The organism is Nodularia harveyana UHCC-0300, assembly GCF_034931085.1.
Taxonomy (GTDB): Bacteria; Cyanobacteriota; Cyanobacteriia; order Cyanobacteriales; family Nostocaceae; genus Nodularia; species Nodularia harveyana.
Map to the genome: position 1 here is coordinate 18,372 of NZ_JAYGHG010000023.1, position 11,570 is coordinate 29,941.

At 41.0% G+C, this 11,570-nt stretch carries 9 protein-coding genes; 7 read left to right on the forward strand and 2 right to left on the reverse strand.

The window, feature by feature from the left end:
* Window positions 1–13: 13 nt before the first annotated feature.
* The gene (rpmA, locus tag VB620_RS13865; RefSeq protein ID WP_323196738.1) at window positions 14–295 is read left to right on the forward strand and encodes a 50S ribosomal protein L27; all 282 of its coding nucleotides are present in this window, start codon (window positions 14–16) and stop codon (window positions 293–295) included.
* A 30-nt stretch (window positions 296–325) separates the two neighbouring features.
* On the opposite strand, the gene VB620_RS13870 is transcribed toward rpmA, so the two are convergent.
* The gene (locus tag VB620_RS13870; RefSeq protein WP_323196789.1) at window positions 326–766 is read right to left on the reverse strand and encodes a hypothetical protein; all 441 of its coding nucleotides are present in this window, start codon (window positions 764–766) and stop codon (window positions 326–328) included.
* A 308-nt stretch (window positions 767–1,074) separates the two neighbouring features.
* Here VB620_RS13870 and cruF point away from each other — a divergent pair, with 308 nt between their 5' ends.
* Both cruF and cruG read left to right on the forward strand, forming a co-directional pair.
* The gene (gene cruF / locus VB620_RS13875) at window positions 1,075–1,983 is read left to right on the forward strand and encodes a gamma-carotene 1'-hydroxylase CruF (RefSeq protein ID WP_323196739.1); all 909 of its coding nucleotides are present in this window, start codon (window positions 1,075–1,077) and stop codon (window positions 1,981–1,983) included.
* 83 nt (window positions 1,984–2,066) lie between these two features.
* Window positions 2,067–3,233, forward strand: coding sequence for a 2'-O-glycosyltransferase CruG (gene cruG / locus VB620_RS13880; RefSeq protein ID WP_323196740.1), 1,167 nt, complete (start codon window positions 2,067–2,069; stop codon window positions 3,231–3,233).
* A 137-nt stretch (window positions 3,234–3,370) separates the two neighbouring features.
* On the opposite strand, the gene rnhA is transcribed toward cruG, so the two are convergent.
* Window positions 3,371–4,282 carry a ribonuclease HI gene (gene rnhA / locus VB620_RS13885; RefSeq protein ID WP_323196741.1) on the reverse strand — a complete coding sequence of 304 codons (912 nt, stop codon included), beginning with the start codon at window positions 4,280–4,282 and terminating at the stop codon, window positions 3,371–3,373.
* A 313-nt stretch (window positions 4,283–4,595) separates the two neighbouring features.
* Here rnhA and VB620_RS13890 point away from each other — a divergent pair, with 313 nt between their 5' ends.
* The 4 genes from VB620_RS13890 to VB620_RS13905 all read left to right on the forward strand — a co-directional run bounded on the left by VB620_RS13890 (window position 4,596) and on the right by VB620_RS13905 (window position 11,545).
* A complete protein-coding gene (locus tag VB620_RS13890) occupies window positions 4,596–6,443 on the forward strand; it encodes a lipoxygenase family protein (RefSeq protein ID WP_323196742.1) in 1,848 nt (615 codons plus the stop codon).
* Window positions 6,444–6,631: 188 nt separating this feature from the next.
* A complete protein-coding gene (locus tag VB620_RS13895) occupies window positions 6,632–9,499 on the forward strand; it encodes a GUN4 domain-containing protein (protein ID WP_323196743.1) in 2,868 nt (955 codons plus the stop codon).
* 237 nt (window positions 9,500–9,736) lie between these two features.
* On the forward strand, window positions 9,737–10,732 hold the full coding sequence (locus VB620_RS13900; protein ID WP_323196744.1) for an ABC transporter ATP-binding protein: 996 nt from the start codon (window positions 9,737–9,739) through the stop codon (window positions 10,730–10,732).
* Complete coding sequence (locus tag VB620_RS13905) at window positions 10,733–11,545, forward strand: ABC transporter permease (RefSeq protein WP_323196745.1); 813 nt, start codon at window positions 10,733–10,735, stop codon at window positions 11,543–11,545. It begins immediately after the preceding gene.
* The last annotated feature ends 25 nt before the right edge of the window (window positions 11,546–11,570 follow it).

Consider the following 11,570-nt stretch of genomic DNA (forward strand, 5'->3'; position numbering starts at 1 on the left):
ACAAGAGGTAATTATGGCTCATAAGAAAGGTACAGGTAGTACTCGTAACGGTCGTGACTCTAATGCTCAACGTTTGGGTGTGAAGCGCTATGGTGGTCAAACCGTGCTAGCGGGAAATATTCTCGTGCGTCAACGTGGCACTAAATTCCACCCTGGTAACAACGTCGGTATTGGTAGCGATGACACTTTGTTTGCCTTGGTTGAAGGTGTTGTTACCTTTGAAAGAAAAGGTAAATCCCGCAAAAAAGTGAGCGTTTATCCAGTTGCTGCACCAGTTGAAGCGGCTGCTGTTTAGATTTATTGGGGTGGGTCTTTCCCACCCTGTTTATGAAAATAAAGGGGAAAAGTTGATATAGAGGACTTTACCCAAGGCTAAACCTGCGAAGGAAAATATCAACGTCATTAAAAAAGCTTGTATTTGTTTAAAACCAGCAGTCTGAAAATCGATTCTCGCTAAAATACCAGCAGAGACAATCAGTAAGGTATCCAGAAATAGTTGGAACCAAGCCAGCATTAAAAAAAGTAAAAATCCGCTAAAAGTCGCAACAGCAAGAGATTTGATTTTTGAGTTAACCAAGAGAAGAGAATATTTTGATATTGTTGACCAGGGAACAGTCAAACTAGCCACTAAAAGCAGCACAAAAAGTATAAAAGTTATCCACACATATACAGGGGCTTGTGTTTCGGATAATGCCCAACCCAGTGTACTATAACTGAGCAGTACCAGCACTAAGGCAATCCAAGGAAGTCTTTTGAAAATAGACATCATTCGGTGTAGCCATCAGTGGCTCAAATTATTTTATTTAAGAAGCATTGTGGTCAGCAGCTGTAAGCTGACAGGTGAGAAGGTGGGAAAAAGTTATTTGAGTTAAATGGATTTCGGCGGCAATAGCTTAGACTATAGGTTTATCATCATATTTCTTGTAGATAAAATCAATAGATGGTTATGGTTTTTGGCAGAAAAATTAACCAATTGCACCAGAATAGTGTCACAAAATAGTTAAAATTTGCGTAAATATTTGTAAACTATTAACAGCCGAGTAGCCAAATGTCGGATCTTTTTAAGGACTTATTATGAAACAACTTGTAATTATGGAGCGGGTATGCCTGATTGGTCATATCGTCTCAATGGTGTTTGGATTGGTAGGCATACTACTAGTTGTACCTAATGCCGAAGTAATCTTCCATTTATCTGAATTTGGACAAACCGCTATGCAATGGAGTATGGCAGGCGGTGGTGTCGTCTATATGATATTGGGAACGGCGGCGGTATTTTTGTATGGTCTGCGGACTTTGGGTTTGGGTAGAATCCTGGCATTTATGCTACCCGCCATCCTGATTTCTTTGACTAGTGAATTGCTAGGAACTAGTACAGGATTTCCTTTCGGTCACTACAGCTATTTAAGCGGTTTGGGTTATAAAATTGCTGGTTTAGTGCCGTTTACAATTCCTTTGTCATGGTTTTATGTGGGATGTTCTTCTTACCTCTTGGCGCGGGCGGGTTTAGAAGTTGATACCAAACCTAGCTGGTGGCGACATATCGGTGCTATTGGTTTGGGTTCTTTGCTGTTGACTTCTTGGGATTTTGTGCTTGACCCAGCGATGAGTCAAACTTCTCTGCCTTTCTGGTATTGGCAACAACCGGGGCCTTTCTTTGGAATGCCTTATCAAAATTTTGCTGGCTGGTTGGGTACTGGTTCGGTGTTTATGACTGTGGCGGCGTTGCTATGGAAAAACAACCCAATTAAATTTGAGCGATCGCAACTCAATGTACCCTTAACAGTATATTTAGCTAACTTTGGCTTTGCGACAGTGATGAGTTTAGCTGCGGGATTCTCCATTCCTGTAGGATTAGGCTTTGTACTAGGTGTAGCTCCTGCTTTAGCACTGTGGTTAAAAGCATCGGCTGTATCTAATCAAATTGTTCCCGAATCAACAACCAATAAAATTTCAGTGCCAAATATCAAAGTGGCCTTGAAATAAAATTAGGGGACAGGAAGAGATACCCCATGTCCCCTAACCAATTTTTTGTCTAATCACCATTTCTATTGCAAAATACTTTTACTGTGGAAAACGCTTTAACAGTAGAAAGCGTCATAACTTTTCTATTGCTACTTATCCAAATACCAGCAACAGCCATTCTCCTTTCTCGTCTGGTGAAGGGGCCAAGAAGGCATCCCCCCATTCAACCCCAACAGCCGACACCTGAAATTTTGGGTACTGTCAGCGTTGTTGTCCCCACTTTGAATGAGGCGCTGCGTATTAGTCCTCTGTTATCTGGCTTGAGTCGCCAAAGTTACGAAGTACGGGAAATTATTGTCGTAGATAGTAATTCTCAAGATGGTACGCCGGATTTAGTCAAAACTGCACAACAGCAAGACCCCCGTTTTCGTTTAATCACAGATGACCCTTTACCTGCTAATTGGGTGGGTCGTCCTTGGGCGTTGCATAACGGCTTTTTGCATAGTTCCGAAGCTAGTGAATGGTTTTTGGGGATGGATGCTGATACCCAACCAGACCCCGGTTTAGTGGCTAGTTTAGTGAAAACCGCAGCAGCCCAAAAATATGATTTGGTTTCCCTTTCACCGCAGTTTATCCTACAGTATCCCGGTGAATGCTGGCTGCAACCGGCGTTATTAATGACTTTGCTTTACAGGTTTGACCCGGCTGGAATTACTACGGAACAGCCAGAACGGGTTATGGCCAATGGTCAATGCTTTTTGTGTCGTCGTTCTGTGTTAGCCGCCGTGGGTGGTTATACCAGTGCTGGTAGTTCTTTTTGTGATGATGTCACATTAGCGCGATATATTGCGGCTCAAGGCTTTAAGGTGGGTTTCTTGGATGGCGCAAAGGTGCTGAAGGTGCGGATGTATGAGGGCGCAGTAGAAACTTGGAAGGAATGGGGGCGCAGTCTGGATTTGAAAGATGCGTCTCTACCAGGTCAGGTTTGGGGGGATTTATGGTTACTTTCAGCTGTTCAAGGTTTACCTTTGTTGGTTGTGCTGAGTAGCTTGGTAATTTCTGTGCATCCTTGGTTATTGGGGTTAAATGTGTTTCTGTTGGTGATTCGATTTGCTATGCTATTGGCGATCGCACCGTCTTATGACCGTAAAAATGCTCAAGGTGGCTGGTTATTTTGGCTTTCCCCTTTAGCTGATCCTTTAGCTGTGCTGCGAATCTTTTTATCAGCGTTTCACACCCCCAAAGAGTGGCGCGGAAGGAAGTATAACTGATTGCTGCTAAAAGTGTTGAGTCATGAGTTGTGAACCCATAACTCATTTCTTAATTACGAATTACGAATTACGAACTACGAATTACGAATTACGAATTACGAACTACGAATTACGAACTACGAATTACGAATTACGAATTACGACTCATCTTCGGTTTCTACGCGATCGCCTCTTTCCAATTCCCAGAGAATTTGATTTCCTTCTCGTCTTACCCGTGACACAATCCAATTTCGCCAGCGCCATTCGTCTCCTCTACTAGTAACAGCGCTGGCGTGGACATCCATCAAGTCTGCTAATTCAGAGCTAGTAATTAAGTAGCCTTTTTCCGAAAGTTCATCAGCTATCCGCAGAGTTTCCAGTAGGTTTGTGAGTTGTTTGACCCTAGTTGTAGACACTTTTTCTTCATTTGCGGCCGCAGTTTGTGCGGTGGATGTTTCCATAGCATTTATATCTGATGTAAAAGTACTGTCATCTTCTGTACTTTTGTTAAGTATTGTAGAGTTAGATTGATAATCTGCTACCTTTTCCACATCTGCTTCACTTAAAGAATGTAAAGATTTGTAGGACTCAGTAGCGGATAATTCTTGCAGAGAAGGGATTTGACCACTAGCATAGGAGCGAGCAATCACATCACAACGCTCGTTACCTATGTTACCAGAATGTCCCCGCACGTGTTGCCAATTTACTTGGCGAGTATTGAGTTGATCGAGAAGTTCTAACAGGTCTTGGTTCTGCACAGGTTTACCATCTGCTTTTTTCCAGCCTCTTTTTTTCCATCCTGGTAACCATTTAGTCACGCAGTTGATCAAGTATTCGCTATCGGTGTAGAGGGTTATGGGTTCAGCTTGTCCAGATGCATGGAAGAAATTTAAAGCGGCGATCGCAGCTTGCATTTCCATCTTATTATTAGTCGTATAGCTAGCAGCATCACCCATTTCGTGGATTTTGCCATCACTGAAATAAGCAACCACACCCCAACCCCCAGGACCAGGATTACCAGTACAAGCGCCATCGGTGTAGATACTTTGAATTTTACGTTGGTCGGACATAGTGAAGATATCGCACTGCATTGGTAAGCAGGGGAAATTTAGTGGCAAAAGATGGGAAGCAATATATAGGTTAACGCCACAAAAATCAATAGGAAAATTATCGACATTCAGGAAGACAACAGATTGTTTTCTAGCTATATTTCATTGCTTATTCACAGCATATTTCTCATAGCCATCGAAATTCATTCCACAGACCATTAGGTTTCAGAACTTTTTTAGTAATTTAAAGATAAGTGTCATACTTTACACAAATATTCCTAGAGACCGTATGATTTCTATGACTTAAAGTCTGATTTTAGAGGAAAAATACGGGATGTTTTCACGGAATAAACAGCAAAAACACCAAAAATTAGTCGAGCAATATGTTTTATCGCGCCGTACCATGTTAGCCCTATTAGGTTTCGTCTGCGCGCCTGGCTTGGAAAACTTGATGGTAGGGAAAAACCCTTCAAAACCCACTGCTCCTAGCAATCCACAAATCCCAACTTTACCTCAAGATGATTCACCGACCACCCAGCAAGAGCGTCAACAGCAGCTACAACAGGCACGCCAAGAATATGAAGTAGCATTAAGACTACCTGCTTCTGTCCGCGTAGCAACTTTACCGCAGCAGGAGGCTTTTTCACCAGGGTATAACAATAACCGGGGTATCCTCTCAGAGAAAATTGGAGCGAATCAACAGGCGTTTTTCCAAAATCCTCAGTCTTTTCTCAGACTAGAAGACTACGAAGCTGTCTTTCCTGTCCTGCCTTTACCAGATGTTGCCAAGACCTTCCGGGAAGATGCCACATTCTCGCAACAGAGGCTTTCTGGCCCCAATCCAATGGAACTCACCAATGTTTTGTCACTCAATTACCCCCTGACTCAAAAACTCCAAATTACGGATGAGATGTTTCAAGCTGTGCTGAGATCCGTTAGGGGAAGAAGGCTCCTTACTCAAACTGAAACTATCAAAAGTGCCACTGAAAATGGTAGTCTCTTCGTCACCGATTATGCAGTACTCGATAGTGACACTGTTACCCCACAAGAGAATAAATTTCTCGCAGCACCCATCGCACTCTATTTTGCCGATCGCATTGGTGGAAAGTGGGAATTAATCCCTATCGCCATCCAATTAGGACAAGTACCAGGAGTAAGTCTGCTTTGTACGCCTTTAGATGGTGTAGATTGGACTTTGGCTAAAATGATCGCTCAGATGGCTGATTTTTATACCCATGAATTGGTACGTCATTTGGGTCAAACTCATCTTGCTTTAGAACCAATAGCACTAGCTACTGTACGTGAACTATCTACTCGTCATCCTGTTAATGTGCTACTCAAGCCCCATTTTGAGTTCACAATGGCAATTAATGCTGTTGCTGATCAGGCACTAATCAATCCTGGAGGATTGGTAGATATCATTTTAGGAGGCACTCTGGAAAGCTCTCTGAATCTTGCTAATCAAGGTGTTTCTGAGGTTTTTAACAACTTTAGTAAGTTTGCTCTTCCTAACAATTTACGCCAGCGCGGTGTTGATGACCGTTCTCGATTACGAAATTTTCCCTATCGTGATGATGGGTTACTAATCTGGCAAGCTATAGAAGATTATGTAAGTCAATATATTGGCATTTATTACAGATCGAACCGAGATGTTCGTGAGGATTTTGAACTGCAAAATTGGGTGCAAACTTTACGGAAACCGGTTAGTGAACAAGGCTTTGGTGTGGTGTCTCTGCCGCCCCAACTGACGAACCGTGACCAGTTGATTGATATACTGACACAAATCATTTTTACTGCTGGACCACAACACTCAGCGATCGCCTGGGTTCAATACCAATATATGTCTTTTGTTCCTAATATGCCTGGAGCTATTTATCAACCCATTCCCACAATTAAAGGAATGATCCAAGATGAGAATAGCCTGATTAGTTTCCTCCCTGGTGTAGAACCAACCTTTGCTCAGGTTAACGTCATGTCAGTGATTGGCACTAAGCAAGATCCTAAAGCATTCGCAGATTTCGGTGTGAATAGTTTTCAAGACTTTCGAGCTATTAATGTTTTGAGAAGCTTCCAGACTCGTTTAAAAGTGTTAGAAACAATCATTGAACAACGTAATAAACGCCGCCCGGAATGCTATCCTGGCTTTCTACCCTCCCGCATGGCTAACAGTACAAGCGGATAAGCAAGGTTAATTACGACACTGTTGTACTTCCTCTGAGGATGCGATCGCTTTTAGACTCATCTCTAGGCAAATGCTAACTGTGAAAGTCTTTTAGGGATTGAGATCAATAGAAGCGATCGCTAACTGTTTGAAATTCACCGACAAAACTGGCGTGAAAGATATACAAGGAGAGAAAATTAAGCTAAACCATGTCTCCTAATCTTGATGATTTAATCCTCCGTTTAAAAAGTAAGTTCACCAACCCAAGACAAGTGGTAGTCATTGGTAGTACCTCCTTCTGGAATATATCTACCCCAGCCATTTGTGAAAGCACAGGTGAAAAACTAGCGAAATTAGATGATATCTTGCTGTTAACAGGAGGCGTATCAGGCATACCAGAAGCCTTATCCCGCAGCTTTTGGCGACATCAAAAACCCGACAATTCCGCCCGCGTTATCCACATTCAGCCCCAAGGGTTTGATCCTTGGGAATATGGGGAAAATCTCACAGCAGGGGATACTCTGGCAGAGAGGCGATGGATTTTGGCTCACTTAGCCCCTGTTTATTTACTGCTGGAAGGCGGTTCAGGGGCAGAACAAGAGGCTCAGTGGGCATTAAAAGCAGGGGCAATAGTTATCCCTGTGGGATGCACTGGAGGCGGCGCTCAGAAGCTTTATGCAGACTTAACAGCAAATTCAGAATGGGTAAGAAATCAATGGCAAATGGAAACATCTCTAGAACCTTGGAAAAACATTGGTGATACATCTGCATCAGTTGAAAAAATTGCCACAGCTATTGTGAATTTGATTGACCAAGCTTTAGATCAAAAAGTAATTCCAATACACACTACCGCCACATTACTCACCGAATTAAACAATCTTCTAGCCGCAGGAAATTGGCAAGTAGCGAATCAAATTACATTTTGTCTTTTCTGTGAAAAAATTCCCAAAGACTTAACAAATCCGGGACTAATTCATTACAAGGATTTACATAAAATTCCAGACGATATTTTACGAGAAATTGATCGCCTGTGGGTACATTATTCTCAAGGTCGATTTGGGTTTAGTGTGCAGTGGCAAATCTATTATCAACTACATGATCTAGATAACATAGAAGATGAACTAGAATGGGACGAAGCCTTTGCACAAAAGGTCGGTCGTCCTGAATTTCTTGCACCTTATGATGTGAATCGAGTTAATTATAATTTAGACTGTCCACCTGGTCATTTACCTTGGTTTCATTGGCAAGATTACACCCAACGAAAGTTTAAAGGTGGCGGTATTATTGGGGGAGGTGGTCTAGGTTGGGAAGCAATTTTTGACCTGTCATATTCATTAGAAAGATGTGGGATAATTTCTCCAGCCGGAAAGGTATGGAGTCGAGCCGAAGTTATAAAAGCCATATCTAAAGGTGAGCGGATTTTTAGCCGGGGTAATTTAAGCGGAATTGATTTACAAGGGTTAGATTTATCTGCGGCATATTTTCTCAATGCAGATTTAAGTCATAGTAATCTCAGCAATACTAAATTGCATCAAGCTAATTTTCATTCTGCCAATCTTTACGAAGCTAATTTAGATAATACCCAAGCTAAAAATACTTGTTTTAGAAAAGCAAATTTAGAAGGGGCAATTTTTACTAATTCTCAGTTAATTGAAGTTGATTTTTCTCAAGCTTTGGCATTTAGAGCAAGATTTGATTATAGTATCTGGAAAAATGTCAATACTTCAGAAGCATCTTATTGGGGAGCATTGGCAGCAGATATGTTGCATTATTATCGGCAAGATATCAACCCTAAATCGGCATATTTCTGGGGAGCAAATTTTTATTATACTAAATTCAATAATTGTAATTTTCAAAATACTAATGCCAGTTATAGTAACTGGGAAAAAGCTATTTTAAAAAATTGTGATTTCACAGGATTGGTCACTGCCAATGCTAGGCTAAATATGACTCAGTTTGTTGGAAATAATTGGAGTGAATCACAATGTTTGCAAGCTCGGCTAGAAACTAATAATATTACCTTCTTTGATACTGAAACTGAAACAGGAAAGGCTTTACAAGAAACCTGGGGAAATACATTCCCAAAAATTATGATCATTGATGATTCCTGTACAGTTAGGAAATTATTAGGAATAGCTTTTAGTAAAGCAGGTTATGGGGTATTTAAGGCGCGGGATGGTCAGGATGCTTGGGAAAATTTACAGGCTGGTTTAACTTGTGATTTTATTTTTTGTGATGTAGAAATGCCGAGAATGAACGGATTTGAGTTATTAGAAAAGGTTAAACAAGATGAAAAATTAAAAAATATTCCTTTTGCTATTATTACCAGTCGTGGTCAAGATCAAATGCGTCCTAATTTCTTGGACAAAAAGTTTCGCATTGTTGGTTATTTTACTAAGCCTTATTTAGAGGAAGTTTTATTAGAAACAGTTGCTAGTGTGCTGGGGAAAAATCTTGATTCATCGTTATCACCTGCTTTAAGAAAGGTTCCTCCAGCGCGGTTTTTTGCCATTGGCTTAAATTTGAAACAACGGAAAAGTTTAGTGGCTTTGTTGCGATCGCACCAGGAATTTATCTGCCATTTTTTCCCAGAAAATCAAGTTATTCAACCAGAATTATTCACACTTAAGCTGAAACAACGGACTAGAAAAACTATCCACATTTCACCATCTGTTTTCAGCACTTCTCAAACTTGTACTTTCATTCCCGATTATCTATTTTCTGATAATCAAGGAGTTGTTGGTAATCCAATTAATTATCCTTTATATCTGGTAATTGATATTAATACTCTGCATAATCTGCGGACAATAAATTTTGATTTCAATGAAATCTCTATGATTATAATTGGTTGTGCAGAAGGTGTTGAGGCGATATCGAGTAATTTTTTACGACAACTGGAAGCAGATCGGCATATTAAAGCTTATATTCCTGATCTTGAAGATGAAAATACTATGGAAACTATTATATCTGTTATTCAAGGTGAAAGGCCAATTAATCAGCAAATTGAAGCACAAGAATTAGATCAAGATTGGCAAGAAATACTGTTAGGTTTTGACGAACAAACCAATCAAGATTAATTTCGCTGTAATCTTTAGCTAAATATAAGCAGGAAAAATTTTCAGCAGAAAATTGATGTAAGTTAGGATGCGTCACAGGGATTTCCACCCAATCATGTCTCTTGACTGATGACTGATAACTGATAACTGATAACTGATAACTGTTTTTGCTGCCCAAAAATTTCTGATTACTACGGTGAGGTGCTTCCTGGTGATCTAAGATTGTTGGGTATTCTCTATTTTACCGCCACTTGACCGATGATTGAAGTAGAACATCTCAGTAAAACTTATGGTTCTACCCCAGCTATTAATGATCTGACATTTAGCGTCGAACCTGGGGAAATTTTGGGGTTTTTGGGACCCAATGGCGCTGGTAAAACTACAACTATGCGAATTTTAGCGGGTTATCTCCCTGCTACAGAGGGTAAAGCGAGAATTGCTGGTTTTGATGTCAATGATGATTCTCTCGCGGTGCGCCAACGCATTGGCTATTTACCGGAGACACCGCCGTTATATCCCGAAATGACAGTGGAAGGGTTTTTACATTTTGTAGCACGAATTAAGGGGATATCGGCTGGCGATCGCACCGAAAAGGTAACAGCAGCCATTACACGCTGCAATTTAGAAGATAAACGCAAAGTAATTATCCGCAAATTATCTAAAGGATATCGTCAAAGAGTCGGCATTGCTCAAGCCATTGTCCATGACCCCCCGGCGATTATTTTAGATGAACCCACGGTGGGACTAGACCCCCGACAAATTATTGAAGTCCGCAATTTAATTAAAAGTCTGGCCGGGACACACACAATTATTCTGTCTACCCACATTTTGCCAGAGGTGAGTATGACTTGTAGCCGGGTAGCAATTATTAACCGGGGTAAATTAGTCGCAACTAATACACCAGAAAATTTGAGGACACAGTTGGCGGGGGGGTCAGGATATGAATTAGAAATTGAGGGAGATAGTGGTTTAGCTAAACAAGTTTTACAAAATGTCCCTGGTGTAAGTCTGGTAGAATCTGTTTTTAGCAATCATCCAACCAGCGACAACCACGCCCACTTGCGGGTAATATCACAACTAGGAATTACACCGGGAAAAGAGATTGCGGCGACCTTGTTAAACGCCGGATTTGGATTACATGAAATGCGCCGTGTCAGCGCTACCCTAGAAGATGTATTTTTGCAATTGACGACAGAAGAAAAGAATTTAGATTCCCCGACAGATTCAGAAACTAACGAAGGAGAAGCAGCATAAATGGGTATAGTCTTTAGCAATATTATTGCCATTTATCGCCGAGAGTTACAGAGTTATTTTATCTCACCCTTAGCTTATGCGATCGCCAGTATATTTTGGTTCCTGGGCGGGTTATTTTTTGTGACAATTTTGCTAGGACCAGATGGAATTTTGTTAACAGTCGCCCAAATAGATTCACAAGGACAACAAATGGGGATAGCAACACCGCCCATAGATGTCCCCTACGAATTTGTCAGGGCATTCTTGGATAGAATCGGTTGGTTATTGTTATTTATTTTACCAATGTTCTCAATGGGACTGTACGCCGAGGAACGGAAGCGCGGCACTTTAGAACTATTAGCCACCTCACCTGTAACCAATTGGGCGGTAGCTGTAGGTAAATTATTAGGGGTACTGACATTTTTTACCACTCTGATTTTACCCTTATTTGTCTTTCAGGCGATCGCCATCAGCGCCTCAAATCCTCCCATGTCCCTCACCATTCCCTTAGTAGGGCATTTAGGCTTAATCTTACTAGCAGCCGCCATCCTATCATTAGGAATGTTTATTTCCTCCCTCACAGACAGCACAATCTTATCCGCCATTCTCACCTTTGCCCTCGTTTTATTATTATTATTTGTGGATGTAATTGCCACAAGTATCGGTGGTTCAGTAGGAGAAATATTAGGTCATTTCTCATTATTAAAACATTACAACACACTCATTCAAGGTATTTTTGATACCAGCGCCTTAATCTTATTTGCCAGTTACATTTTTTTAGGAATCTTTCTCACAGCCCAGTCAATTGATGCACTACGTTTTCAACGTCGATAGTTAGTAATTAATTGACCAATCACCA